The following is a 26,314-nucleotide window of genomic DNA, read 5'->3' on the forward strand; positions in this document are numbered from 1 at the left end:
GCGTCTCCATTCGCCTGATTTCGATTAGCCGCCCGGCGTAGCGCTCCTGGGCCTGATGGCCCCGTGCACGCCGGGATCGAAAGCCCTCAAGCAGCGCGAAGCGCGATAGGGCGAAGAGAACAGCGACATAATTTTCAAGACGCCGAGACGACCCATGGCCGACGCCACCGAAAACACCTCCGAATCCCCCGCTCATCCCCGCGAAGGCGGGGACCGCGACTATCGCGACACCGTCTTCCTGCCCGAGACGCCCTTCCCCATGCGCGGCGGCCTGCCCCAGAAGGAGCCGGTCATCCTAGAACAGTGGGGCGACCTCTACGGGACCCTGCGCGCCGAGCGGCAGAAGCAGAATGCCCCCCTCTACGTTCTTCACGATGGCCCGCCCTACGCCAACGGCGACATCCACATCGGCCACGCCCTGAACAAGACGCTGAAGGACTTTGTGGTCCGCAGCCGCTTCCTTCTGGGCTACGATGTCGATTACGTCCCCGGCTGGGACTGCCACGGCCTGCCGATCGAGTGGAAGATCGAGGAGCAGTTCCGCGCCAAGGGCCGCCGCAAGGACGAGGTCTCCAAGGACGAGTTCCGCCGCGCCTGCCGCGAATACGCCGGCAAATACATCGACCTGCAAAAGGACCAGTTCCACCGGCTGGGCATCGTCGGCGACTTCGCCAACCGCTACGCCACCATGGACTTCACCTCCGAAGCGGCCATCGTCGCCGAGTTCCACAAGTTCAAGAACTCGGGCCAGCTGTATCGCGGCTCCAAGCCGGTCATGTGGTCGCCGGTCGAGCGCACAGCCTTGGCCGACGCCGAGATCGAGTACCACGACCACGTCAGCCCGACGATCTGGGTCAAGTTCCCGGTGACGGCCATGTCGGACGACCATCCCGACGACCTGCTGGCCTTCCGCTCCAGCACCCCGTCAATCGTCATCTGGACCACCACGCCCTGGACCATCCCGGCCAACCGCGCCATCAGCTACGGCCCCGAGATCGCCTATGGCCTGTATGAGGTCACGGCCATGGAGGAAGGCCTGGAGTTCGCGCCCTGGGCCAAGCCCGGCGACCGCCTGATCCTGGCCGACAAGCTGGCCGAGGAGGTGTTCAAGGCCGCCAAGATCGCCGCCTGGACCCGCGTCTATGACATCAATCCTTCGGGCCTAGAGACCGCCCACCCGCTGGCCGCGCTCGACAGCGGCTACGGCTTCTCCGTGCCCCTGCTGGCCGGCGACCACGTCACCGACGACGCCGGCACCGGCTTCGTCCACACCGCGCCCGGCCACGGCGCCGACGACTTCGAGGTCTGGAAGGCCCACGGTCATCACGAGGTGCCCGACACCGTCGATCCCGACGGCGCCTACTACCCCGGCGTCCCCCTGTTCGCGGGCCTGAAGGTGCTGGAGACCGAGGGCAAGAAGACCGGCAAGTTCGGTCCCGCCAACGGCGCGGTGATGGAAAAGCTGATCGAGGCCGGCAATCTGCTGGCGCGCGGGCGGCTGGAGCATTCCTATCCGCACAGCTGGCGCTCCAAGGCGCCGATCATCTTTCGCAACACCCCCCAGTGGTTCATCCGCATGGACACTCCGCTGGAAGGGGGGCCGCTGAAGAGCGGCGACACCCTGCGCGAGACGGCGCTGAACGCCATCGACGCCACCGCCTTCCATCCCGTCGCCGGCAAGAACCGCATCCGCTCGATGGTCGAGGGCCGTCCCGACTGGCTGGTCAGCCGCCAGCGCGCCTGGGGCACGCCGCTCGCCATGTTCATCGACAAACAGACGGGCCAGCCCCTGCATGACCCCGAGGTCGACGCCCGCATCGTCGCGGCCGTCGCCGAACACGGCGCCGACATCTGGTTCACCGCGCCGGACAGCGATTTCCTGGGCGCCCACGACCCGGCCCGCTACGAAAAGGTCGAGGACATTCTGGACGTCTGGTTCGACTCCGGTTCGACTCACGCCTTCACGCTCGACCCGCGCCTGCCGGAAAACGGCTACGCCGGCGACCGTCCCGCTCACTGGCCCGCCGACCTCTATCTGGAAGGCTCCGACCAGCACCGCGGCTGGTTCCAGTCGTCCCTGCTGGAAGGCTGCGGCACGCGCGGCCGCGCCCCGTTCAAGGCGGTCCTGACCCACGGCTTCACCCTCGACGAGAAAGGGGAGAAGATGTCCAAGTCCAAGGGCAATACGACCGACCCCCTGACCATCATCAAGGAATCCGGCGCCGACATCCTGCGCCTGTGGGTCGCCCTGGTCGACTATTCGGACGACCAGCGGATCGGCAAACAGATCCTGCAGACCACGGTCGACGCCTATCGCAAGCTCAGGAACACCGTCCGCTATCTGCTGGGCGCCCTGGCCGATTTCGACGAGGCCGAACGCCTGCCTCTGGACCAGATGCCGCCGCTGGAGCGGTTCGTCCTGCACCGCCTGCATGAGCTCGACGCCCAGGTCCGCGCCGCCTACGCCGAATACCGCTTCCAGGACGTCGTCCGTCCGGTGCTGGAGTTCTGCGCCGGCGACCTGTCGGCCCTGTATTTCGACATCCGCAAGGACGCCCTCTACTGCGACCGCCCCGACGCCTTGCGTCGCCGCGCCGCCCGCACGGTGATGCACGAAGTCTTCATGCGCCTCACCGCCTGGCTGGCCCCGCTGACGCCCTTCACCATGGAAGAGGCCTGGACCACGCGCTTCCCCGACGCCGGCTCCAACTGCGCGCGGGTCATCCCCGACACCCCAGCCGAATGGCGTAATCCGGCCGAGGCCGAGCGTTGGGCGGCGATCAATACGGTTCTCGAAGCGGTCAATGAATCGCTTGAAGCCGCCCGCCGCGAGAAGCTGATCGGCGGAGCCCTTGACGCGTGGCCGACCGTCACCGCCCCGGCCTCCGACTTCGCCCCGTTCGAAGGCCTCGACGCTGCCGAGATCTTCCGCACCTCGGGCGCCGATCTTGTCGAAGGCGAAACCATCTCGGTCACGGTCGCTGTCGCCGACTACCCGAAATGCGCCCGCTCTTGGCGCCGCGTCCCCGACGTCGGCTCCGACCCGGCCTACCCCGACCTCTCGGCCCGCGACGCCGATGCGGTTCGGTATTGGGACCAGACGCACGCCTGACCACAACACTGTCTCCTCCCCGCCTGGCGGGGAGGGGAACCGCGAAGCGGTGGAGGGGTTCTAGACGCCGCTTACGCGCCGGGATGCGCTGAAAAGCCCCTCCGTCTCTCCGCTGCGCGTCAAGCCACCTCCCCATGAATGGGGAGGAGACGATGCTCAGCCATCGCAATGCCGCTGGTCCATCCGCAGCGATTTCAACCGTTTGCCGATTTATGTCGCCCGTCTCCCATCCACGGGGTCAAACGGCCCCATAATACATCCGTCTCGTCGCATGGAGGGCTCGTAAGGCCTGCGACCTTGCGGCGGCGAGAGCGGAGGGAACGGGGGCGATGGTGAAATCCCATCGCGGCGCCGGGGCTGATCGATCGGGGAATCGCCCCGGCGTCCGCAGTCGCGTCGCAGGGTCGAGGGGGATACTCGGCCGCACTCGGGACGGTCCTCGCAGGGACCGCCGACCCGTCGCAGGCTTATGGGGTTAGGCGATAAGACCGCCACCGCTCGGCGCCCCGAGCTTGCAGGCCAACCACCCGCGCGGAGCGTCATACCCTTCGTCGAAACGGTAACTCAAACCACAGAATTCCGGGCGAAGGCCCGGCGCTCCGCCCAGCCCTCCAGACTTCGCAGGCCGAACGCCGCGAAGACAAAGCCGTTTTCAGTCCCGCGCGACACTGCGTCATCTTGTCAAACCGCCCCTCGCGCCCCAACTGCAAAGCCTACCCAAATCACACCTTCGCTCGCGACAGGAGCCCTGATGCCGCATGCCGACAGCCTGATTCTCACCCTGGTCGGGGGCTTCGTCCTCGCCTTCGTGTTCGGCATGCTGGCGCATCGGCTGAAACTATCGCCCCTGGTGGGCTATCTGGTCGCGGGCGTGATCGTCGGCCCCTATACGGGCGGCTTCGTCGCCGACACCGAACTAGCCCCGCAACTGGCCGAGATCGGCGTCATTCTGCTGATGTTCGGCGTCGGCCTGCACTTCTCGCCCAAGGATCTGATGCAGGTCCGCAAGGTCGCCATTCCCGGCGCCCTGGTTCAGATCGGCGTCGCCACCGTGCTGGGCTGGGGGCTCGGCCGGCTCGTGCTGGGCCTGGACGATGTCGAGGCGCTGCTGATGGGCTTTGCATTGTCCGTCGCCTCGACCGTCGTCCTGCTGCGCGCGCTTGAGGAGCGCAAACAGGTCAAGGGCGAGATCGGCCGCATCGCCGTGGGCTGGCTGATCGTCGAGGATCTGGTCATCGTCATCGCCCTGGTCATGCTGCCCATGGTGCTTGTCCCGGCCGGAACACAGACGGACTTTGCGGCCCTGGGTGCAGACGTCGGCCTGACCCTGCTCAAGGTCGTGCTGTTCGTCGTCGGCATGCTGGTCGTCGGCGGCAAGGTCATTCCCTGGCTGCTGATCCGCATCGCCCACACCAAGTCGCGCGAGCTCTTCACCCTGGGCGTCCTCGCCATCGCCCTGGGCATCGCCTGGCTGGCCTATTTCCTGTTCCATTCCTTCGCGCTGGGCGCCTTCCTGGCCGGTCTGGTGATGAACGCCTCGCCCCTGGGTCACAATGCGGCCGAGCGGTCCCTGCCGCTGCGCGACGCCTTCGCGGTGCTGTTCTTCGTTTCGGTCGGCATGCTGTTCGACCCGATGATTGTGGTGCGCCAGCCGTGGGCAGTCCTGGGCGTGCTGGGCATCGTCATCGTCGGCAAGTCGGTGGCGGCCCTGGTCATCACCCAGACCTTCAAACTGGATCGGCCGACCGGCTTCACCGTCGCGGCGTCCCTGGCCCAGATCGGCGAGTTCTCCTTCATCCTGGCCGCGCTCGGCGTGTCCTTGGGCGCCATGAGCCGCGAGACCCACGACCTGATCCTGGCCGCCGCCCTGCTGTCGATCTCGCTGAACCCCTTCGTCTTCCTGTTCACCGACCGGATGGGCGGCAAGCCGAAGCCGCCCGCCGCCGGCGCGATCCGACCCGCAGCCGCGGACGGCCCGATCACGGATGCGGTCGCAGCGCCCTGAGCCCCTTTCCGCGCCGTCCGCCGCCCGCTATCTTCCGCGCATGGACAAAATCGCCGCAGATCAGGCCGTTCTTCACTATGGCGACGGCGAGTTCGCCGTCTTGAAACCGGGCCGCTTTGTGCGCTGCGCCGTCACGGACAAACCGATCCCGCTGGAAGTCCTCCGCTACTGGAGCCCCAGCCGCCAGCAGCCCTATTTCGGGCCCGCCGAATTCATCGCGGCCCAGCAGGGCGAAAAATGATCCCGTCGCGCCGCGCCCTGCTGAGCGGCGCGGGCGCCAGCCTGATCGCCGCGCCGCTGATGGCTGAGGATCGCAACGCCCTGCCGCTGGCCTTGAACGGCGCCTGGCGTCAGGGCGGCTACGCCTTCGGCCGCACCGCGCCGCGCGCCCTGATCTTCGTCGACGGCGAGGCCCTGACCACCGCCTCGGCCGCTGGCCTCTTCGTGATCGGCTTCGACCGCGACGCCGGTCCGACCACCCAGGTCGAGGCCCGATCCGGCGACCGGTCCGCCCGCCGCACGCTCGACATCGCCCCCTACGCCTTCCCCTCGACCAGCGTGAACGGCCTGCCGCCCTCGACCGTCGAGCCCAGCGATCCCGCTCTACTGGCCCGCATCCAGCAAGAGATCGCGCTGAAGGCCGAAGGCTTCGCCAGCCGCATCGACGCCGACGACTTCAAGGACGGGTTCGTCTGGCCGCTGGAGAGCTACCGGGTCTCCAGCGCATGGGGCGCCCAGCGCGTCCTAAACGGCACGCCCGCCCGGCCGCACTATGGCATCGATCTGGCCGCCCCTCAGGGCAGCGTGATCCGCGCCCCCGCCGACGGCCGCATCGCCTTCGTCCGCCCCGACATGCATTTCGAGGGCGGCCTGACCCTGATCGACCACGGCCAAGGCCTGATCAGCTGCTATCTGCATCAGTCGCGGCTGGATGTGGCGCTGGGTCAGCGCGTCGGGCGCGGCGATCCGCTGGGCCGCGTCGGCATGACCGGCCGCGCCACCGGCCCGCACCTGTGCTGGCGCATGAAATGGCGCGATCGCAACCTGGATCCTTCCCTCATGATCGGGGCGCGTGTTCCAGAAAGTCTAGCCTGATCAAAGGCTCCTCTTGCGAGACTACGCATATCCCCTTAGCCTCGATCAAAGATCTGGCGGGGCCCGATGTTTTCTCTGAAATCGCTGAACGTCCTGCTTGTGGACGACAATCAGAATATGCGCGCCATCGCGTCGGCCGTGCTGCATTCGGCCGACATCCGCAACGTCTATGAGGCGTCCGAGGGCGCCACGGCTTTCGATCTGCTGCGTCGCCACGCGATCGATCTGGCCATCGTCGATTTCAACATGTTCCCGCTGGACGGGGTCGAGTTTACACGGCTGGTCCGCACCAGCCCCGACAGTCCCAATCCGTTTCTGCCGATCATCATGATGACCGGCCATTCCGAACGCAGCCGCGTCTATGAGGCGCGCGACGCCGGAGTGACCGAGTTCATCGTCAAGCCGATCACCGCCAAGGCCATTCTGGATCGGCTGAACGCCGTCATCATGCGGCCGCGCCCTTTCATCAAGACCGATGGCTACATCGGCCCGTGCCGTCGGCGCCGCGATACGCCCGACTACGCCGGGCCCTACCGTCGAGGATCGGACGCCTCGCGGTCCAACGCCGCATAGACCTTGTCCGGCCAACGCTTGTGGACCCAGAACCAGTCCACGGGATGCTCTTTCACCCGGTCCTCGACGAAGCGATTGGCGGCCTGGATGCCGGCCAGCGTATCGGCCGCCTTGTCCTCGCTCTGGCTGACCACGATCGGCTCGTGCGCCGTCACCCGGAACCGCACGCCCGGCAGGCGCACCACCGACAGCGGCAGCATGACCGTGTCGAATTTCAACGCCAGCCTGGCCGCCCCAGGCGAGGCGTTCACCGGCTGGCCGAAGAACTCCACCTCTGGCCCCTGATTGTATTTCTGATCGACCAGCAGAGCAATGGAATCGCCGCGCTTCATCCCCGCCATCAGCTCGCGCGTCCCGTCGCCCTTGGGCGCGAACAGGCGGATGCCGTACCGCTCCCGGCTCTGGCGGATCAGGGCATCGACATACGGATTATTGGCGGCGCGATAGGTCACCTGACACGGCACGCCCGACGCCATGATCACCGCCGCCATCACCTCGAAGTTGGCCAGATGGCCCGAGATCAAAACGGCCGGCTTGCCGCTGTCGCGCAGGGCGTGCAGCCGCTCCATCCCGACCACCTCGACCCGTCCGCCTTCGGGCGTCAGATGATCCATGACCGCCAGTTCGGCGAAGGTCCGGCCCGTCTGATCCCACTGCGCCAGCGCCAGCGCTTCGCGCTCAGCGGCCGGCATGTCGGGGAAGGCGATCCGCAGATTGCGCATCACCGTCCTTTGCGTGCCGGTCAGCGGCCCCAGAGTGCGCAGCAGCCAGCCGCCCAACCCCGACGCCCGCTCGACGCCCAACAGGCGCAGAAAGCCGAACAGCGCCTGAAAGCCGAAGGCCTCCAGGCGCCAAACTAGATCCTGCTTCCAGTCGTTACGCTCACCAGGCAATCGTCAATCCACCGTCCACCACAAGGGTCTGGCCGGTCACATAGGCCGACGCAGGGCTGCACAGATAGACCGCCGTGCCCGCGATTTCATCCGGCTGCCCGATCCTTTTCAGCGGCGCGGGCTCGGTGACCGTCTTCAGCAGCTCCGGGTTCTCCCACAGATATTTGGCGAAATCGGTCTGAACGAGCCCGGGCGCGATGCAGTTGACCCGCACGTTCGACGGCCCCCACTCCACCGCCAGGTTGCGCACCAGCTGCATGTCCGCCGCCTTGGAGATATTGTAGGCGCCGATCAGCGCGTTGCCGCGAAGCCCTCCGATGGACGAGATCACCAGGATCGCCCCGTCCTTGCGCTCCACCATCTGCGGCGCGACCATCTGGATCAGCCAATGGTTCGAGATGACGTTATTCTGCAGGATTTTTTCGAACTGGTCGTCGGCGATGCCCGCCATCGGCCCGGCATACGGATTGGTCGCGGCGTTGCAGACCAGGATGTCGATCTGACCGAAGGCGGCGTTGGTCTCATCGACCAGCCGCTGCAAATCTTCCTTAGAGGCGATGTTGGCAGGAACGGCGATGGCGCGACCTTCCCCATATTTGCCGTTGATCTCGGCGGCGACTTCGTCGCACGGCCCGGCCTTGCGCGACGAGATGACGACCTTGGCGCCATGTTCGGCCAGCCGTTCGGCGATGGCCTTGCCGATTCCCCGCGATGAGCCGGTGATGATTGCGACCTTGCCGGTCAGATCGAACAGTTCCATTGCGTTTCCCGTAGGTTTGGCGGGGATATTTGCAGCCCCGCTCTAGCCGAATGACATTGATAGCCTGATACTCAGGCGATTCCATCCGGGAGTGGCCGACCGCCAGCCGATGCGCAACGTAACAACGGGCTTTCTCTACTTCGCCTATCTGTTCCTCGGCATGACCGTGGGCGCCTTCCTATGGCGCGCGGGTTTAGGGATCGGCGCAGGCGTGGCCGGAACGCTCGGCGCACTGGGGCTGTTGGGCGCCTTCCACGGCATCGTCACCGGCATCGCCGAACGCCGCGTCCTGAAAAAGGAAATCGGCCAGGTCCGCGAGGCCCACCGGCTGCTCGCCGATGCGATGGAATCGACACAGGGCGCCCTGACCGAACTGGCGCACGCCATCGAGACCGGCGTCCTGTCCGACACCGACGCCCTGACCGGCGAGGTCCGGATGCTGGAATCGCTGGTCCAGCAGATGAGCGAAAGCATCGACGAACGCCTGGCCGCCGCGCCGCATATCGGTGTCGAGACCTTTGAGGGCCGTCGCATGGCCCAATCCAACGTCCTGCTGCGCACCATCCACGAAGCGCTCAGTGAAGGCCGCGTCGATCTGTATCTTCAGCCGGTCGTCTCCCTGCCCCAACGCCGGACGATCTTCTACGAGAGCTTCACTCGGCTGCGCGACGCCACCGACCGCGTCATGATGCCGGCGGAATATCTGTCCCTGGCGGAGGGCGAGGGTCTGGTGCCGGCGATCGACAATCTGCTGCTGTTCCGCTGCGCCCAGATCGTGCGGCGGCTGGCGCGTCAGGATCGCAAGGTCGGCGTCTTCTGCAACGTGGCCCTGACCTCGCTGGGCGACGAGACCTTCTTCCCGCAGTTTCTCGACTTCCTGTCCGAGAACCGCGACCTGAACCAGGCGCTGATCTTCGAACTGGGTCAGGCGACGTTCGACGCGCGCGGCGCCATCGAGGCGCGCAACATGGCCAAGCTGGCCGACCTGGGCTTCCGCTTCTCGCTGGACAAGGTGCAGACGCTGGACCTCGACTTCGCCGATCTGCAACGCTCGGACGTCAAGTTCATCAAGGTTGCGGCCGACCTGATGATCGAACAGCTGCTTGACCTGGACGGCGGCGCGCCCTTGCGCTCCATGCCCGACATCCAGGCGGCCGACTTCGCCGCCCTGACCCGCCGCTACGGCGTCGAGGTCATCGCCGAAAAGGTCGAGAACGAACGCCAGGTCGTCGACATCCTCGAACTGGACGTGGGCATGGGCCAGGGCCACCTGTTCGGCGAACCCCGCGCCATCAAGGAACAGGTTTTGGCCGAAACCGACCCCCCGGCCGAGTTCCTGCGCTCCACCCTGCGCAGCGCCGAGCAGCGCAGACGCTACTAGAGCCACTGTCCCGTCTCCTCCCCGCTTTTCGGGGAGGTGGCGCAGCGCCCCTTCGCGCCGCGACGGAGGGGTTCTTCCCCCACAACAGGCGCCGAGCCAGTTTCAAGACCCCCTCCACCGCTTCGCGGTCCCCCTCCCCATTTCATGGGGAGGAGACTTTCGCCTCCGCGTCCTAGCCGCTACCAACGTCCCATGACCCTCCCCCACGCCCTGCCCCACCTCGGCGCCGTCGCCGGCGATTATGACATCCTGCTCTGCGACGTCTGGGGCGTGATCCATAATGGGCGCGAAAGCTGGGCTGGCCCGTGCGAGGCACTGACCCGGTTCAACCGCGAGGGCGGCCATGTCGTGCTGATCTCCAACTCACCCCGCCCGGCGTCGGACGTGATCGCTCAGCTGGACGGGCTGGGCGTGCCGCGCGAGGCGTGGAAGGCCTTCGTCACCTCAGGCGACGCGACCCGCGCCGAACTGGCCAGGCGCGCGCCCGGTCCGGCCTGGATCGTCGGCCCCGAGCGTGACGCGCCGCTGTACGCCGGTCTCGGCCTCGAGCGCGCCGCGTCGCCAGAGGACGCCGCCTTCATCTCCGTCACCGGCCCGGTCGACGACACGGTCGAGACGCCCGAAGACTACCGTGAGCGGTTCGCCGTCGGCGCCGCACGCGACATCGAACTGATCTGCGCCAATCCCGACCGCGTCGTCCAACGCGGCGACCAGCTGATCTACTGTGGCGGAGCGCTGGCCGACCTGTATGAAGCGCTGGGCGGCCGGGTCGTCATGGCCGGCAAACCCTTCGCCCCGATCTATGATCTGGCGATCAAGGAGGCGGAAGGCCTGCTGGGCCGCCCCGTCGATCGCTCGCGCATCCTGTGCATCGGCGATGGCGTCGTCACCGACGTGATGGGCGCGAACGCGCAAGGGCTGGACTGCCTGTTCATCGCCCAAGGCATCCACGGCGACCAGGCCAAGGGCGAGGACGGCGCGCTCGATCCCGCCCGCGCCGCCGCTCTGCTGAAGGCGGAAACGACCTATGCGCGATACGCCGCGCTCGAACTGAACTGGTAAGGCTCGCCATTTTGTCGCACCGCCGCTAAAGCCTCATCCATGGTCGAATTGGTTCAGCAGCATCCGTCCGGTGGTTACATCCTGGACGAACTTCACGTCGGCATGGCGGCCGAGAAAATCGTCGTCGCGACGGAGGACCGCATTCGGCTGTTCGCCGAGGCGTCCGACGATTTCAACCCGGTGCATCTGGATGAGGCCTTCGCCTCCAAGACCGCCTATCGCGGCCGGATCGCCCACGGCCTGCTCAGCGCCTCGTTCGGCTCTGCAGTGGTCGGCACCATCCTGCCGGGCGCCGGCTCGATCTACATCTCCCAGACCCTGGCCTTCCATCAGCCGGTGCGGATCGACGACGTCGTGCGCATCCTGATCACCGTGATCGAGGTCGAGCCCGAGAGCGCGCGGGTCAAGCTCAGCTGCGAAGGCTTCGTCGGCGAGACCATGATCATGGACGGCGTCGCCGTCGTCCGCGTCCCCCGCCGGCGCAAACCGTCCCAGCGTTGATGCAGATTGCGCGTATTTGGCGCGACTGGCGCGAGGTGCCGGACGCGCTGAAGGGCGCGGCGGTCGCCGTCGGCGCCTTTGACGGCGTGCATCGCGGGCATCAGGCCGTCATCGCCGGCGCACGTGACGCGGCGGAACGGCTGGGCGCGCCGTTGGGCGTCGTCAGCTTCGATCCTCATCCCCGCCGCTGGTTCCAGAAGGACGCCGCGCCCTTTCGACTGATGACGGCCGATCAGATGGCCGAGGCCCTGGCGCCGCTGGGTGTGGAGATCCTGTATCTTCTGCCCTTCGACGCCGAGATGGCCGGCATGACCGACGCCGCCTTCGCCGAGCGGGTTCTGGCCGAGGGTCTGGGCATTCGCCACGCCGCCGTCGGGTTCGACTTCACCTTCGGTAAGGGCCGCTCCGGCTCGCCCGAGGCCTTGCGCGCCTATGGCGAGCGGCTGGGCTTCACCGTGTCGGTCGCCGAACGGCTGGATGACGCGGACGGGCTGAAACTGTCGTCCAGCGCCGTGCGCGAGGCCCTGAAGGCCGGCGACATGGCCCGCGTCGCCGCCATCCTGGGCCGCCCCTTCGCTATTCGCGGCGAGGTGATCCACGGCGACAAGCGCGGCCGCACCATCGGCGTGCCGACGGCCAATGTCGCACTCGGCGACTATATGCGCCCCGCCTATGGCGTCTATGCGACCCGCAGCCGATTGCCGGACGGGCGGGTTATCGACGGCGTCGCCAGCCTGGGCGTGCGTCCCATGTATGCGCTGGAGACCCCGCTGATGGAGGTCTGGCTGTTCGACTTCGACGGCGACCTCTACGGCCAGACGCTGGACACTGAACTGGTCGCCTGGCTGCGCGGCGAGGAGACCTTCGACGGTCTCGACGCCCTGAAGACCCAGATAGACGCCGATGCGGCGGCGGCGCGAACCATCCTCAGCCGATCATAGAGGCCGCAGCTCCGCCGCGAACCGCTTCCAGTTCTGCACATAGTGTTCGGCCGACATCTGCAGCACGGCGATGTGCGCCGGGTCACGCTCCCTCACCACCTTGCCGGGCTGGCCCACGACCAGACTGTTGTCCGGGATGATCTTGCCCTCTGTGATCAGCGCGTTGGCCCCGATGATGCAGTTCCGGCCGATCTTGACCCCATTCAGCACCACCGCCCCGATGCCGATCAGGCTGTAGGCCCCAACCTCGCAGCCATGCAGCATCGCCTTGTGCCCCACCGTCACGCCGCGCCCCAGCGTCAGCGGCGACCCCATGTCGGTGTGCAGCACGCTGCCGTCCTGAATGTTGCTGTCAGGCCCCACTGTGATCGGATCGTTGTCCCCGCGCAGCACGGCGCCGAACCAGACACTGGCGTTGGAATGGAGAATCACGTTCCCTATTACCGATGCGCTTGGCGCCACCCAGTATTCGCCCTGCGGCGGAAGCTGCGGTTTGCTGTCGCCCAAGGCGTAAATGGTCATCTGTACACCGCCTAATCTTTGAAAAACGAGGGCTTTAACGGATCGCTAACGACGATAGCATCATTCTGTTGATGCGATTCGTGGGTCGCCATTTCGGCCCCGGATCCGAAACCGGATCAAGCCCGATCCGGTCATCAAGTCGGGGCTTTCGCGTGGCGCGTTGGGATCCTGGTTCGGTTGTTCGGCGGCGGGCGCACCCCGTTGCAGACGGCCCTGCTGTCGATCCGGGCCGCCGCTGTGCAGGCCGCGACCTCTTCCTCCCCAAGACCATCCAAGGCGGCGCCCGTTCGGGTCCGCCTTTTTTCATGCCCTGGAGGCGTCCATGACCAAGCGTGCTGCAACCAAGCGTCAAACGCGTGAACACGGAATCCTGGATTCGCGTGATTTCATGGAGGAGTCGAAAGTTCGTCGGCTTCACGCCCCACATCACGAGCGATCAGGGTGGTCGCCCTATCCTTCGAACGACGACCGCGACCAAGGTTATCTGAAGACGCTGAAGCCCAAGTCTGAGGGCCAGGGCGAGTTGATGGAAGCCATCGACCACCACAATCTGGTCATGGCGCTGGGTCCCGCAGGCACCGGCAAGACTTACCTCGCCGTCGCCAAGGCGGTCGAGGCGCTGGAGGCGGGCAAGGTCGGCCGCATCGTCCTCAGCCGCCCTGCTGTCGAGGCCGGCGAATCCATCGGCTTCCTGCCCGGCGACATGGAAGACAAGCTGGCTCCCTATCTGCGCCCGCTCTACGACGCCCTGTCCGATCGTCTGTCGATGAAGCGGGTCAAGGCGCTGATGGCCGAAGGCCTGATCGAGATCGCCCCGGTCGGCTATATGCGCGGCCGCACGCTGAACAACGCCTTCATCGTCGTCGACGAGGCGCAGAACTGCACCTACGTCCAGCTCAAGATGCTGCTGACCCGCCTGGGCTGGCATTCGACCATGGTGGTGACCGGCGACCCGCAGCAGTCGGACCTGCTGCCCGGCATCTCGGGCCTGTCGGACATTTCGGCTCGACTTGAAGCCGTACCCGACATCGCCGTGGTGCGTCTTGCCGAGCGCGACATCGTCCGTCACCCGCTGGTCGCCTCGATGATCGGCGTCCTCTAGCTCTGATCCTGCAGCCGACGCTGGATGGCGTCGGCTGCAGACCCGTTGCACCGCGAAACCAAAAGCCATTGTCCCCGGGCGCACCGCACCGCTAAAGGTCGGCTCGCGGCTGATGAGGGATTTCGATGCGCGTAGCGATGATTGGGACGGGCTATGTGGGCCTGGTGTCCGGCGCCTGTTTCGCCGACTTCGGCCATGTCGTCACCTGCATCGACAAGGATCCCTCCAAGATCGAGCGGCTGGAGCGGGGCGAAATCCCGATCTATGAGCCGGGGCTGGATGATCTGGTCGCCGCCAATGTGCGCGAAGGTCGACTGTTCTTCACCCTGGACGGCGCCGAGGCCATTCGCCGGGCCGACGCCGTCTTCATCGCCGTGGGCACGCCGACTCGCCGGGGCGACGGCCATGCCGACCTGTCCTACGTCCACGCCGCCGCCGAGGAGATCGCCGGCCTGATCGAAGGCTTCACGGTCGTCGTCACCAAGTCGACCGTCCCGGTCGGCACGGGCGACGAGGTCGAGGCGATCATCCGCAAGACCAATCCGAAGGCCGACTTCGCCGTCGTCTCCAACCCCGAATTCCTGCGTGAAGGCGCCGCGATCGGCGACTTCAAACGTCCCGACCGCGTCGTCATCGGCATCGACGACATGACCGGCGACGCCGGCGGCCGCGCGCAGAAGGTCATGAGCGAACTTTATCGTCCGCTGAACCTGAATGAGAGCCCGCTGCTGTTTGTGGGCCGTCGCACGTCCGAGCTGATCAAATACGCCGCCAACGCCTTCCTGGCGATGAAGATCACCTTCATCAACGAGATGGCCGACCTGTGCGAAGCCGTCGGCGCCGACGTCCAGCAGGTCGCGCGCGGCATCGGCTTGGACAAGCGCATCGGCTCGAAGTTCCTGCACGCCGGCCCCGGCTATGGCGGCTCGTGCTTCCCCAAGGACACCATCGCCCTGGTCCGCACCGCCCAGCAGTATGGCGCGCCGACAAAGCTGATTGAGGCCACGGTCGAGGTCAACGACGCCCGCAAGAAGGCCATGGCCGACCGCGTCGCCGCGACCCTCGGCACAAGCGTTCAGGGCAAGACGGTCGCCCTTCTGGGTCTGACGTTCAAACCAAACACCGACGACATGCGTGACGCCCCGTCGCTGGACATTGCGCCTGCTCTGATCGCCGCCGGCGCAACCGTACAGGCCTTCGATCCCGAAGGTATGCATGAGGCCGCCAAGCTGTTGCCGGACATCCAGATGAAGGACAGCGCCTATGACGCCGTCGTCGGCGCCGACGCCGTGGTCCTCGTCACCGAATGGGACCAGTTCCGCGCCCTGGATCTAGACCGCATCAAGCTGCTGATGAAACAGCCGGTCCTGGTCGATCTTCGCAACATCTATCGACCCGAGGACATGAAGCATCGCGGCTTCCGCTACATGGGCATCGGGCGCGGCTGATGGGCGCGCCGATCCTCGTCACGGGCGCGGCCGGCTTCATCGGTATGCACGTCGCCGAGCGTCTGCTGGACCGGGGCGAGCAGGTGATCGGCGTCGATGTCTTCAACGACTACTACGATCCGCGCCTGAAGGCCGCCCGGGCCGCCCGCCTGGAAGGGCGAGACGGCTTCAACATGGTCCGCGCCGACATCGCCGACCACGCGCAGATGCGTGCGCTGGTCGCGGATGCCGGGGTCAAGCGGATTGTCCACCTCGCGGCCCAGGCCGGGGTCCGCTACTCGCTCGAGAACCCCTTCGCCTACGAGCGGTCCAACCTGGCCGGCCATCTGTCGATGCTGGAGGCCGCGCGGCACAGTGACGTGACCCACCTGGTCTATGCCTCGTCGAGTTCGGTCTATGGCGACCGGCCGCTGGAAGGTTCGGGCTTTCGTGAAGACGATCCGACGGTCAATCCCGTCTCGCTCTACGCCGCGACCAAACGCTCGTGCGAACTGATGAGCCAAAGCTACGCCAGGCTCTACGGCTTTCCGCAATCGGGCCTGCGGTTCTTCACCGTCTATGGCCCCTGGGGCCGGCCGGACATGGCCTATTTCAGCTTCACCCAGAAGATCGTGCGCGGCGAGCCGATCGAGGTCTATGGCGAAGGCAAGATGGCGCGCGACTTCACCTATATCGACGACATCGTCGATGGCGTGGTCGCCGTTCTGGACCGTCCCCCCGCGCGGGGCGTCCATGAGGTCTACAACATCGGCGACAGCCAGCCCGTCGGCCTGATGGAGATGATCTCCACGCTGGAAACCGCGCTAGGCGCCCAGGCGAACAAGATCATGCGGCCGATGCAGCCAGGCGACGTCACCGCCACCTATGCGGACATTTCAAAGCTGAACGCCCTGTGCGGTTATCAGCCCAAGGCCCCGCTGAAGATCGGACTGGAAAAGTTCGTCGCCTGGTGGCGTCAATACGAGAACGGCTGACGCAGGAAGGCTGGGGGCCGATGCGACGCGAAATCCTGCCGGCTGGCATCGCCCTGCTGCTGTTCGGCGCAACCGACGCCTCGGCCCAGGCTTTGCGCTCGGCTCAAGACGCGCAAATCGACCTCTTCGTTCGCAACCGCGCGGTCGCCGTGCGTGATCGGCCGCAACCCGCCTATGACCCGCTCGGCATCCGGGCCGGCGGCTTCACGGCCTTTCCCCGGCTTCAGTCGGGCGTCGTCCATGACGACAATATCTTCGCGGCTGAAGACGACCCTCAGCCTGCAACGACCTTGCGCCTGACGCCTGAAGTCGTCGTCCGATCCAACTGGTCGCGCCATGCGCTTGAAACCCGCGCCCGCGCCGAGATCGACCGCAACCTCGACTTCGACAGCGAGAACACGACCGACTGGAGCCTGGGCGGCGCCGGTCGTCTCGACGTGGCGCGAGGCGTCGACATCACCGTGGCCGCCGACTACGCCCGCGATCACGAAGCCCGCACGGCCGCCGGCGCCGGCCCCGGCGCTCGCCGCCCGATCACCTTCGATCTGGCTTCCACCTCGCTGGCGGCGACACGCTCGCAAGGTCGATTGCGCCTGTCAGCCAAGGCCGTCGTCCTTCGCTACGACTACCGCAATGGACTGAGCGCTGCCGGCGCCGTCATCGAACAGGACGACCGGGATCGCACCGTCGCCCGCCTGACCGGCCGCGCGAACTACGCCCTCTCTCCCGCGACGGCCCTGTTCTTTCAGGTCGCCCGCGATGACCGCAACTATCGCAAGGTGGCAGGGTCGCCGGAACGATCCTCTTCCGGTCACGAAGCCTTGGCTGGCGTGGACTTCGAGCTCGGCGCGCTGATCCGGGGCGAGGTCGCCGCCGGATACATCCGCCAGGACTTCCAAGACGCAGCCTATGGCGATCTCGACGGCTTCGGCGGTCGTGCGCGCCTGTCGTGGTTCCCCACCCAACTGACGACTCTGACCGCCACCGCGGCGCGCAGCGTCGCGGACACCGGCGTGATCGACTCGGCCGGCGCCCTGCGCACCGACCTGTCGATCAGCGTGGACCACGAACTGCTGCGCAACCTGATCCTGACGGCGGAAACGGCGTGGAGCGAGAACGGCTACAACGGCCTCGACCGCACGGACACGCGCTTTACCGCCGGCGTCAGCGCCGTCTATCGCCTCAACCGTCGCTACGGTCTGACCGCCGGCGTGACCTTTCTCGATCAATCCTCGTCCGGCGCTACGGCAGGACCGAGCTATCGCTCGACGCGCCTTTCCGTCGCTGTCGTCTCGCAGTTCTGAACACACGGCCACAGCGCGAAGATTGACAACCTGAAGGCATCATCGCACCACTGGACGGAACGATCACCGTTCGATGGCGCGATGACCCACCACGACCCCGCGATCGGCGGTCCCGGCCAGCCTGCGGACGACGCCATCGACCTCCATGCCTTGATCGCCGCCTTCCGGCGTCGTCTCGGCCTGTTTATCGCTGTCGCAGCAGCCGTCTGCCTGATCGTGCTGGCGCTGATGCTGGGCCAGCCGCCCGTCTATACTGCGACCGCCAGCCTCCAGATCAACACCCGCAAGGAACAGGTCGTGGCGGGACAGGCCGTGCTGTCGGCGCTCGACGCCGAGGCGGCCATCGTCGACACCGAGGTCGAGGTTCTGAAGTCACCCCAGCTCGCCGCCCAGGTCGTACAGACGCTGGGCCTGATCCGCGATTCCGAGTTCAACGCCCGCCTGCGATCCTCGCCGCCCCTCACCCAACACCTGCCGCGCGCCACGCCTGCGCCGACCGATAGCCAGATCGAGCGCCAACAGGTGATCGACGCCGTCCGGCGACGCCTGACCGTGCGCCGCGTCGGCCTGACCTATTCGATGGCGGTCAGCTTCACCTCCGAAAGTCCGATTAAGGCTGCCCGCATCGCCAACACCTTCGCCGACGCCTATCTCCAGTCTCAACTCACCGCCAAGTTTCACGCCAACGCCCAGGCCAACACCTTCCTGGGCGCCCGGCTGGAAGATCTGCGCCGCCAGGTCGAGGCCGCCGACGCGGCCGTCTCAGCCTACCGGATCGACAATGGCCTGCTCAGCGCCCAGGGCGCCACCCTGACGGAGCAGGAAATCTCGGCCTACAACCAGCAACTCGCCCTGGCCCGCGCGCAACAGGCCGAACAGGACGCCCGCCTGCGCACCGCCCGCTCTCAGATGGCGGCCGGCTCCAACGGCGACGATGTGGGCGAGGCCCTCTCCTCTCCCGTGGTTCAGAACCTGCGCGCCCAGCGCGCGGCGATCAGCACGCGCGTCGCGGACCTTTCTGTCCGCTACGGCCCTTTGCACCCCGACATGATCCGCGCCCGTCAGGAGCTGGCCGACATCGACGCGCAGATCCAGGCCGAGATCCGCCGTGTCGTCTCGAACCTGGACGCCCAGGCCCAGGTCGCCCGCCAACGCGCCGCCTCGGTCCAGTCCAGCCTGGACGCTGCGCGCGGCGCCTTGGCCGACAACAACGCCGCCTCGGTGCGCCTGCGCGAACTGGAAGGCGAGGCCGAAGCCGCCCGCGCCGTCTACCGCGCCTTCCTGGATCGTTATCGCGAGACCAGCGCCCAGACCGGCGTCGAGCAGGCGGACGCCCGCATCGTCTCGCGCGCCACGCCTCCGACCGCGCAAAGCGCGCCGAACCTGATGATCAGCCTCGCGCTCGGCCTGATGCTCGGCGCGGCGGCGGGAACCGGCGCCGTCATCATCGCCAACGCCATGCAGACAGGGCTCAGCGGCCCCGATGACATCGAGCGCAGGCTGGGCGTCGGCGCCGTCGGCGCCATTCCCCTCGCCTCCTCCGTGGCGACGGCGGAGGATCAGACGTTGCACCCGATCGACCTCGTCGTCCAACGACCGCTGTCGGTCTTCGCCGAGGCCTTCCGGGCGCTACGCACCTCGATCACCCCCATCGTCAGCGTCGTGGTCGAACCGTCCGCGCGCATCGTCGCCGTCACCTCCGCCCTGCCCGGCGAAGGCAAGACCACTATAGCCGTCTGTCTGGCCCGCGTCGCCGCGCGCTCCGGCGGACGCGTTCTATTGATCGACGGCGACCCGCGTCGGCGCGGCGTGACGCGGATGCTGGGCCTAAACCCCGACCACGGCCTGGCTGAGGTCCTGCATGGCGCGGCGGCCTGGCGAAACGCGCTGTTGCTGGACCCGGCCTCCGGCGCACAGGTTCTGCCCCTTTCGGGATCTGGCCTGTCGGCCGACGACCTGTTCGGCGCCCCGCCGATGACCACCCTGCTCGACGAACTGCGTCAGGCCTTCGACCTGATCGTCATTGACACCGCGCCCGTTTTGGTCCTCGCCGACGCCCGTATCCTAGCAGCCAAAGCCGACACCGTCGTCCTGCTCGCCCGCTGGCGAAAGACGCCCGCGCGCGCCGTCGCCGCTGCGATCCGCATCCTCAGCCAATCCGGCGTTCGCCTTTTCGGCGTCACCCTCAGCCAGGTCGATGTCCGGGCGGAGGCCGGCCTAGGTTATGGCCAAGCCGACTATGATTACCGGGCCTATAGAAAATACTATGCGGCATGATTGTCGGTAGAGATCAGGCCGCACAATCAGCTTCATATTCTGCCATCGACGACAAGCACCAGAGTTTGAAACACAACGCCGATTGCACCAAGCAAGCTCCCGGCTATCGCGAGCAGCAAGCCGAAGGATCGTGTCGCTTCCGGCTTTGCACGCAGGGCAATCAGGCATTTCCAACATAGGGCGCCAATGCTTGCCAGGCAGAGGGCGCTGAAAGTCAGCCCGACAGCGTTCCAGGCGCCGACATCCCCACGCGCCACGTCGGCGGCGCTGGCCAGCAGATACAAGCCTAGGAAATGGGCGGCCCAGATCAGGAGACCGCCCAGCATCAGCAGCCAGAACCTCATGCGCCGACGCCCGGAAACAGGCGGATCAAAAGGGTCGTCGCCGCGCCCTGAACCGCCGTGAAGGCCACGAACAGGGCGACCACTTCGAACGTCGCCGGATAGCGGGACGACACCAGGCCGCAAAGCCAGCGCAGCAGGACGAACGGCCCCATCAATAGCGAGATGCCGACGAATGTCCCCTGCCAGGCCAACAGCGCATAGACGGTCGCGCCCTGGCTGGAGGCGTCGGGGCGCAGGCCCGAGTTCCACCAGGCCGAGGCCTCGGTCGCAAAGGCGCCGCCCGCCGCCACGGTGGCGACCAGCATCAGAATGGCGGCGATGCCGGCGCTGCGCGGCCGGTCCAGCTTCAGCGCGCCTTGAGACGCCCAGGCGCCGATTCCGGCGGCCGCCAGCAGACCCAGGGTCAATGGCAGCGAGCCGATCTCAGGCGGCGCCTGCCACAGGTCCGGCCGCCGGCTCCATAGGAAGACGTAGGAGAAGCAGGCCATGATCGCGACCATGCCCGACACGATCAGGGTGATGACCATCGCCCACCAGCCGTGACTGCTGGGGCCGGACACATAGGTCGGCAGGCGTACGCCGCCGCCGACGTCCACCGTCGCGGAACCGCTAGGCCGATCCAGTCCCCAGCACCATTTGAGGATGCAGTAGACGGCCAGGACGCCGCTGACCAAGGAGGCGACATAGGCCTGGATCGTCAGAATCAAAAAGAAGCCGGCGGTGAAGATCGCGCCCCAGACATACCAGCTGGACGGCCGGGGCATGCGCTGGAGATATTGGGGCTCGGCGTTGATCGGGCTGGTGATCATGGTCTCGCGCTCGCCGCGCGGCGCGCCGGGCAGGAAGTAGCGGCCGGCCTCGACATCGCGCGCCAGGTTCGGCTGGTCCCATACCGGATACAGGCTCTTGATCACCGGGACGGAGCGCAGCGCGTATCGACCGGCGGGCAGCCACTCCAGCCCCGGCCCGCCAAAGACATTGCCCGCGTCCTTCTCGCCGAAGGGCCGGAAGTTGCGGATCATGTCGATCATCCACAACACCACCGCCAGGCCGAACATGAAGGAGCCGACGGTCGAGATCATATTGGGCAGGTCCCAGCCCCGATCCGGCAGATAGGTATAGACCCGGCGCGGCATGCCCATCAGCCCGGTCAAATGCATGGGCATGAAGGTGACGTTGTGACCGACGAACATCAGCCAGAAGATCCACTTGCCCCACCGCTCGCTGAGCGGCCGGCTGCTGGACATCGGCGTCCAGTAGTAGATGGCGGCGAATAACGGGAAGACCATCCCGCCGATCAGGACGTAATGCAGGTGGGCGACGATGAAATAGCTGTCGTGGGCCTGCCAGTCGAACGGCACCATGGCGACCATCACCCCGGTCAGCCCGCCCATGACGAAGATCACCAGTCCCCCGACTGCAAACAGACCGGGCGTGTTGAACCGCATCTTGCCCGCCGCCAAGGTGGCGATCCAGGCGAAGACCTGCACCCCCGCCGGCACGCTGACGGCCATGGAGGCGGCGCTGAAATAGTTGATCGAGATCTGCGGCATGCCCGTGGTGAACATGTGGTGCGCCCAGACGCCGAAGCTGATGAAGCCGGTCGCCAGCATGGCCAGGACCACCAGCCGATAACCGACCAGCTTGGTCTGGGCGATGGCCGGGATTAGGGTCGACATCGCCCCCGCCGCCGGCAGGAAGATGATGTAGACCTCGGGGTGGCCGAAGAACCAGAACAGATGCTGCCACAGCATGGGGTCGCCGCCCTTGGCCGCATCGAAGAAGGGCCAGCCCAGCGCGCGTTCCAGCTCCAGCAGCAGGGTCGACAGAATGATCGAAGGGAAGGCGATGATGATCATGCAGGCGAAGATCAGCATGGCCCAGGCGAAGATCGGCAGCTTGTCCAGCGTCATGCCGGGCGCGCGGGTTTTCAGCACCCCGACGATGATCTCGATGGCGCCGGCGATGGCCGAAATCTCGATGAAGCCGATGCCCAGGAGCCAGAAGTCGGCGTTGATCCCCGGTGAATAGGTCATCGACGTCAGCGGCGGATACATGAACCAGCCGCCATTCGGCGCCAGGCCGAAGAACAACGAGGCGAAGAAGCACAGCCCCCCGACCAGATAGGCCCAGAAGGCGTAGGCGCTCAGCCTTGGGAACGGCAGGTCGCGCGCCCCCAGCATCTGCGGCAGCAACAGTACGCCCAGCGCCTCGACCGCGGGCACCGCGAACAGGAACATCATCACCGTGCCATGCATGGTGAATATCTGGTTGTACGTTTCCTGCGCCAGGAAGCCCGTCATCGGCAAGGCCAACTGTGTGCGCATCAACAGCGCCAGCACGCCTGCCAGCACAAAGAACAGCATGGCCGCGCCGACGTAATAGACGCCGATGTAGTTGTTGTTGATCGCCGTGATCCACTCCCACGGCCGCCGCGGGCCGCACCAGACCTCGTCGAGCTGCTCCAGCTCGCCCTCGGGCCGGGCTTCGGTGGTGGGGAAGCGTTTGTAGAGTTCGGGATCGAACCCGGTTTCCGAACTCATTTCAGACTTTCCAGATAGGCGGCGACGGCGCGCACGTCCTGGCCCGACAGGACCGCATATGACGGCATCCGATTGCCGGGCTTCAGGCTCTGGCTGTCCGAAATCCAGCCGGCCATCGTCCCCTGATTGTTCGGCAGGATGCCGGCGCCCAGCGTCTGGCGCGAGCCGACGTGGGTCAGATCCGGTCCCGCCAGACCGTTCGCCTCGGTCCCGCGAATGGTGTGACAGGCGGCGCAGCCCGAGGCGGCGAAGACGTTGCGCCCTTGGTCGATCAAGGCAAGCGGCCCCTGGGCCGAGGGCACGACGGCCGCCGGCCGCGACTGACGCGCCAACCAGGCGGCATAGTCGTCCGGCGCGTGGGCCACGACCACCAGCCCCATCAAGGCGTGAGGACCGCCGCAGTATTCGGCGCATTGGCCGCCGTAGGTCCCAGGCGCATCGGCTTGCAGGCGCATGAAGTTGCGGCGGCCGGGGATCATGTCGGTCTTTCCGCCCAGGCGCGGCACCCAGAAGCTGTGGATCACGTCCGCGCTTTCCAGCTCGAACACGACAGGCTGGCCGGCCGGGATGTGGACCTCGTTGGCGTCCTGGACGATTTCTCGCCCCTGACCGTCCAGATAGGCGACGCGCCACCACCACATTTCGCCAGTGACGCGCACCCGCATTTCGCCGGGCTTGGGCGCATCGGCCACCCGCGCGGTCGTGGTCAGCCCATAGACCAGCAGCCCGGTTAGAACGACCACCGGGAAGACCAGTCCCGCAATCCAGATCAGGCGTTCGCCGCCGACCCGCCGCTTCCACTTGCGCGGCCCGAACAGGGCGATGCCGAGCGCCACCGCCACCACAACCATGACCACCGCCGCCATGACAAATAGCACCCAGGCGACGGTCTGGATCGGTCCAGCGAAAGGTCCCGCCGGATCCAGCACGGGCGGCGGCCAGCCGGCGATTCCAGGAGGGGCGTCAGTCTTCATCGAGCGTGTACAGATAGGCCGCGACGTCGCGGGCTTGGTCTTGCGTCAGGGGCATGGGCGGCATGGCGGTTCCGGGGTCCATCGACGGCGCGTCGATCAGCCAGCGGATCAGGACATCGGGCTGGTTCGGCAAGCGTCCGGCGATCAGGGGGCGCGCGCCGAACCCCGCTAGGTTCGAGCCGGACCGGCCCTCGGGCCAGGCGACGCCGGGTATCCGGTGACAGGCGGCGCAACCGACTTCCTTGATCATCGCCAGTCCGGCGGCCGTATCGGCCTGAACCACCGGCCGGGGCAGGTCGGACTTGTCCACGCAGGCGCACAGGGCGAGCGCCAGCGCGCAGGCCGCCGCCCGTCGTCCCATCGCCTCGCCCGTCGTCCGAAAACCCATCCGCCCCCCAAAGCTTCGCCAGAGCAATCCCCTTGTCGGACGGAGGTTCCCGACTGCGACATGGAGCCTCGGCGCATCGCCATAAGGAACCTTCGCCATAAGCAGGTGTTGCACCGCCGTGCGCGCCTCCCTTTCCGTCCTTGTGCTGCTGACCGGCCTCGCCGCCTGCGACTCCACGCCGGGCCAGACGGATCGCACCTTCACGGCGCACGGTCAGGTCATCGCCATGAGCGGCGGCGCCGGCGGGGCGGCCAATGCCTGCTTCACCTGTCACGGCCTGGACGGCGGCGGGGACGGGGTCGCCGCCCCGCGCCTGGCGGGTTTGGACGCCGGCTATCTGCAAAAGCAGTTGGAAGACTATGCATCGGGCCTGCGTCCCGACGACGCCATGACCCGCATCGCCAAGGCCTTGGACCAGCAGGGCCGACGCGAAGTCGCCGCCTACTACGCCGCCCTGCCCGCGCCGCCGACGCAAACGGCCGCGTCGATGGCGCCTGCGCCCGCCATCTATCTAAACGGCGACCCTTCGCGCGGCATCGTCGCCTGCGCCTCATGTCACGGCGACCGGGGGCAAGGCTCGGGCCAAGGCGGCAACCCGCAGATCGCCGGTCAGCCCGCCGCCTATACGGTGGAACAGATCGACCGCTGGAAAGCGGGCAAACGCCGCAACGACCCGCGTGGCGTGATGGCCGCCGCCGTCAAATCGCTTTCGGACCCAGAAGCCCGCGCCATAGCGTCCTGGCTGTCGACGCAACCCGCTTCTCCAGCGCGCGCCAGCGCCGCTGCCACCGGGTCCGCTTCGGTCGAAGCAGCGGCACGACCGGCAGCATCGCGTGAAACACGTCGTCCCTATCGATCAGATGGTGCTTGAGCGCCGCGCCGGCGTGGATCGGGATCATCAGCAGTAGGGTGATTACCAGTCCCCAGTGCATCCATTCCGCCGCCGCCTCGATCGCCCATAGCTGGGTGTTCGACAGATCCTGCAGCGGCAGCAGCGGCCATTTAATGAAGCCCAACGTCTCCAGCTGACGCGTCCGATCCGTCGCCGAAATCATGGCCCAGCCCGACAGCGGCAGGCCGAATAGGCAGATGTAGAAGACATAGTGGGTCACATGGGCGGCCATGCTTTCCCAACCTGGCTTGTCCGCATCATTGATCAGGTCGGGCGCCAGCAAACGCCATGACAGTCGGCCGATCACCAGGATCAGCATCAGCACGCCGATCGCAAAATGCAGGTCGTAGGCAGCCATCATGGCCCCGCCCACCGGCTGCCGCCCCATCCACCAGCCCCAACCGAGCTGGAAGATCACCAGCCCCGCCATCACCCAATGAAAGCCGATGCCGACGGGCGAATAGCGGCCCTCGTCGTGGTGACCCGCCGCCCATTCCAGCAGCTGTCTGAACAGTCTTTCGATCATGCCGGATGCGCCTCGGCGTTAGGGCCGATCATCCGCCCCAGCCGCCACAGGGCAGCGAACAGATACAGCGCCGCCGCCGGCGCCCACATGATCAGCCCGGCCGCCTGCTGATCCTCCAGCGGCGTCAGGCCCCAGGCCAGGGTCGAATAGGCGTGGGGGGCGTAAACCGCCTGCCCCGCAAAGGTCAGCACCGCCCCAAGCAGCCCCATCGCCAGCATTGCCGCCAACAGGGCGATGACCGCCGCCGGCGCAGACGCTGACCGCGCCGCGCACCAGAACCAGACGGCGCTCGCCAGCAAACTGATCTGCATCACCCAATAGACCGCATCGCTCGACAGGGCGGCGCCATAGGCGTCGGGCGCGTGCCAGGCCCAGAACACCACCGCCTGCACCGCCGTCGCCAGGATCAGCGACCCATATCGTCTCATGGGCAGGGCCGCCGCCAGCAAGGGCGCAGCGACGCCGACCAACAGCACATGATGCACCGTCCGCGCCGAGAACAGCGCCGAACTGAGGGCGCACAGCGGGGAGACAAATCCAACGGCTAAAACAGCGACAGCCGCCAGACCATAGCCGCGCCGCCGCCCTTCCAACCGCCAAAGGACCACGCCCGCAGCTGCAACGAGGACGGCCAGCAAGATCGGATCAAGGTTCCAGCGCCACTCGCCGAAAGCCGGCGCGGGTCCGCAATACGGCA

At 66.8% G+C, this 26,314-nt stretch carries 23 protein-coding genes and 1 pseudogene; 15 read left to right on the forward strand and 9 right to left on the reverse strand.

Features of this window, described 5'->3' with window-relative positions; all coding sequences use genetic code 11:
• Positions 1-154 precede the first annotated feature (154 nt).
• The 5 genes from ileS to E4341_RS12650 all read left to right on the forward strand — a co-directional run bounded on the left by ileS (position 155) and on the right by E4341_RS12650 (position 6,785).
• The gene (gene ileS, locus E4341_RS12630) at positions 155-3,112 is read left to right on the forward strand and encodes an isoleucine--tRNA ligase (RefSeq protein WP_165117703.1); all 2,958 of its coding nucleotides are present in this window, start codon (positions 155-157) and stop codon (positions 3,110-3,112) included.
• A 751-nt stretch (positions 3,113-3,863) separates the two neighbouring features.
• Complete coding sequence (locus E4341_RS12635) at positions 3,864-5,117, forward strand: cation:proton antiporter (protein WP_165117705.1); 1,254 nt, start codon at positions 3,864-3,866, stop codon at positions 5,115-5,117.
• A gap of 40 nt (positions 5,118-5,157) precedes the next feature.
• Positions 5,158-5,358 (forward strand): DUF2093 domain-containing protein, encoded by a 201-nt coding sequence (locus E4341_RS12640; RefSeq protein ID WP_055805601.1) that lies wholly within the window; start codon positions 5,158-5,160, stop codon positions 5,356-5,358.
• Positions 5,355-6,212 (forward strand): M23 family metallopeptidase, encoded by an 858-nt coding sequence (locus tag E4341_RS12645; protein WP_165117707.1) that lies wholly within the window; start codon positions 5,355-5,357, stop codon positions 6,210-6,212. The genes E4341_RS12640 and E4341_RS12645 overlap by 4 nt, the downstream gene beginning before the upstream one ends.
• Before the next feature lie 66 nt (positions 6,213-6,278).
• On the forward strand, positions 6,279-6,785 hold the full coding sequence (locus E4341_RS12650) for a response regulator (RefSeq protein WP_165117709.1): 507 nt from the start codon (positions 6,279-6,281) through the stop codon (positions 6,783-6,785).
• Here E4341_RS12650 and E4341_RS12655 read toward each other — a convergent pair.
• Together E4341_RS12655 and E4341_RS12660 are read right to left on the reverse strand one after the other, a co-directional pair.
• Positions 6,743-7,678, reverse strand: a complete 936-nt coding sequence (locus E4341_RS12655; protein WP_165117711.1) for a lysophospholipid acyltransferase family protein — start codon at positions 7,676-7,678, stop codon at positions 6,743-6,745. The two genes, E4341_RS12650 and E4341_RS12655, sit on opposite strands and share 43 nt — an antisense overlap.
• Positions 7,668-8,438: an SDR family NAD(P)-dependent oxidoreductase gene (locus tag E4341_RS12660; RefSeq protein ID WP_135193322.1), complete on the reverse strand. Its 771-nt coding sequence runs from the start codon at positions 8,436-8,438 to the stop codon at positions 7,668-7,670. The genes E4341_RS12655 and E4341_RS12660 overlap by 11 nt, the downstream gene beginning before the upstream one ends.
• Before the next feature lie 109 nt (positions 8,439-8,547).
• On the opposite strand from E4341_RS12660, the gene E4341_RS12665 reads away from it, so the two are divergent.
• From E4341_RS12665 to E4341_RS12680, 4 genes are all read left to right on the forward strand, one after another.
• A complete protein-coding gene (locus E4341_RS12665; RefSeq protein ID WP_026108661.1) occupies positions 8,548-9,819 on the forward strand; it encodes an EAL domain-containing protein in 1,272 nt (423 codons plus the stop codon).
• A 192-nt stretch (positions 9,820-10,011) separates the two neighbouring features.
• Positions 10,012-10,881 (forward strand): TIGR01459 family HAD-type hydrolase, encoded by an 870-nt coding sequence (locus E4341_RS12670; protein ID WP_165117713.1) that lies wholly within the window; start codon positions 10,012-10,014, stop codon positions 10,879-10,881.
• A gap of 39 nt (positions 10,882-10,920) precedes the next feature.
• Entirely contained in the window at positions 10,921-11,382 is a 462-nt protein-coding gene (locus E4341_RS12675) for a MaoC family dehydratase (RefSeq protein ID WP_017506733.1), read from the forward strand.
• Positions 11,382-12,323, forward strand: a complete 942-nt coding sequence (locus E4341_RS12680) for a bifunctional riboflavin kinase/FAD synthetase (protein WP_165117715.1) — start codon at positions 11,382-11,384, stop codon at positions 12,321-12,323. The genes E4341_RS12675 and E4341_RS12680 overlap by 1 nt, the downstream gene beginning before the upstream one ends.
• On the opposite strand, the gene E4341_RS12685 is transcribed toward E4341_RS12680, so the two are convergent.
• Positions 12,318-12,845: a gamma carbonic anhydrase family protein gene (locus E4341_RS12685; RefSeq protein ID WP_165117717.1), complete on the reverse strand. Its 528-nt coding sequence runs from the start codon at positions 12,843-12,845 to the stop codon at positions 12,318-12,320. The genes E4341_RS12680 and E4341_RS12685 overlap by 6 nt on opposite strands.
• A 310-nt stretch (positions 12,846-13,155) precedes the next feature.
• On the opposite strand from E4341_RS12685, the gene E4341_RS12690 reads away from it, so the two are divergent.
• The 5 genes from E4341_RS12690 (at position 13,156) to E4341_RS12710 (ending at position 19,950) form a co-directional block, all read left to right on the forward strand.
• Positions 13,156-13,947 carry a PhoH family protein gene (locus tag E4341_RS12690; protein WP_088582943.1) on the forward strand — a complete coding sequence of 264 codons (792 nt, stop codon included), beginning with the start codon at positions 13,156-13,158 and terminating at the stop codon, positions 13,945-13,947.
• Between the two features lie 125 nt (positions 13,948-14,072).
• The gene (locus tag E4341_RS12695) at positions 14,073-15,395 is read left to right on the forward strand and encodes a UDP-glucose/GDP-mannose dehydrogenase family protein (protein WP_055805536.1); all 1,323 of its coding nucleotides are present in this window, start codon (positions 14,073-14,075) and stop codon (positions 15,393-15,395) included.
• Positions 15,392-16,369 carry an SDR family NAD(P)-dependent oxidoreductase gene (locus E4341_RS12700; protein ID WP_165118769.1) on the forward strand — a complete coding sequence of 326 codons (978 nt, stop codon included), beginning with the start codon at positions 15,392-15,394 and terminating at the stop codon, positions 16,367-16,369. Before E4341_RS12695 ends, E4341_RS12700 begins: the two co-directional genes overlap by 4 nt.
• Positions 16,370-16,389: 20 nt before the next feature.
• Positions 16,390-17,673 (forward strand): outer membrane beta-barrel protein, encoded by a 1,284-nt coding sequence (locus E4341_RS12705; protein WP_165117719.1) that lies wholly within the window; start codon positions 16,390-16,392, stop codon positions 17,671-17,673.
• 81 nt (positions 17,674-17,754) lie between these two features.
• Positions 17,755-19,950 (forward strand): polysaccharide biosynthesis tyrosine autokinase, encoded by a 2,196-nt coding sequence (locus E4341_RS12710; RefSeq protein WP_165117721.1) that lies wholly within the window; start codon positions 17,755-17,757, stop codon positions 19,948-19,950.
• A 32-nt stretch (positions 19,951-19,982) separates the two neighbouring features.
• Here E4341_RS12710 and E4341_RS12715 read toward each other — a convergent pair whose 3' ends face one another.
• From E4341_RS12715 to E4341_RS12730, 4 genes are read right to left on the reverse strand one after another with little or no spacing between them, the layout of a single operon-like run.
• Positions 19,983-20,294, reverse strand: a complete 312-nt coding sequence (locus tag E4341_RS12715) for a hypothetical protein (RefSeq protein WP_240893559.1) — start codon at positions 20,292-20,294, stop codon at positions 19,983-19,985.
• Entirely contained in the window at positions 20,291-22,837 is a 2,547-nt protein-coding gene (locus tag E4341_RS12720; RefSeq protein ID WP_165117723.1) for a cbb3-type cytochrome c oxidase subunit I, read from the reverse strand. The genes E4341_RS12715 and E4341_RS12720 overlap by 4 nt, the downstream gene beginning before the upstream one ends.
• The gene (gene coxB / locus E4341_RS12725) at positions 22,834-23,811 is read right to left on the reverse strand and encodes a cytochrome c oxidase subunit II (RefSeq protein ID WP_165117725.1); all 978 of its coding nucleotides are present in this window, start codon (positions 23,809-23,811) and stop codon (positions 22,834-22,836) included. The genes E4341_RS12720 and coxB overlap by 4 nt, the downstream gene beginning before the upstream one ends.
• Positions 23,801-24,199 carry a cytochrome c family protein gene (locus E4341_RS12730; RefSeq protein WP_165117727.1) on the reverse strand — a complete coding sequence of 133 codons (399 nt, stop codon included), beginning with the start codon at positions 24,197-24,199 and terminating at the stop codon, positions 23,801-23,803. Before E4341_RS12730 ends, coxB begins: the two co-directional genes overlap by 11 nt.
• A 226-nt stretch (positions 24,200-24,425) precedes the next feature.
• Here E4341_RS12730 and E4341_RS15580 point away from each other — a divergent pair.
• Positions 24,426-24,890: pseudogene (locus E4341_RS15580) on the forward strand (cytochrome c); the annotation flags it as partial.
• 7 nt (positions 24,891-24,897) lie between these two features.
• Here E4341_RS15580 and E4341_RS15585 read toward each other — a convergent pair.
• Complete coding sequence (locus E4341_RS15585) at positions 24,898-25,617, reverse strand: cytochrome b (RefSeq protein WP_045811114.1); 720 nt, start codon at positions 25,615-25,617, stop codon at positions 24,898-24,900.
• Positions 25,614-26,255: a cytochrome c oxidase assembly protein gene (locus E4341_RS12745; RefSeq protein WP_240893560.1), complete on the reverse strand. Its 642-nt coding sequence runs from the start codon at positions 26,253-26,255 to the stop codon at positions 25,614-25,616. The genes E4341_RS15585 and E4341_RS12745 overlap by 4 nt, the downstream gene beginning before the upstream one ends.
• Positions 26,256-26,314 lie beyond the last annotated feature (59 nt).

The organism is Brevundimonas sp. 'scallop' (genome assembly GCF_011045535.1).
GTDB lineage: Bacteria > Pseudomonadota > Alphaproteobacteria > Caulobacterales > Caulobacteraceae > Brevundimonas > Brevundimonas vesicularis.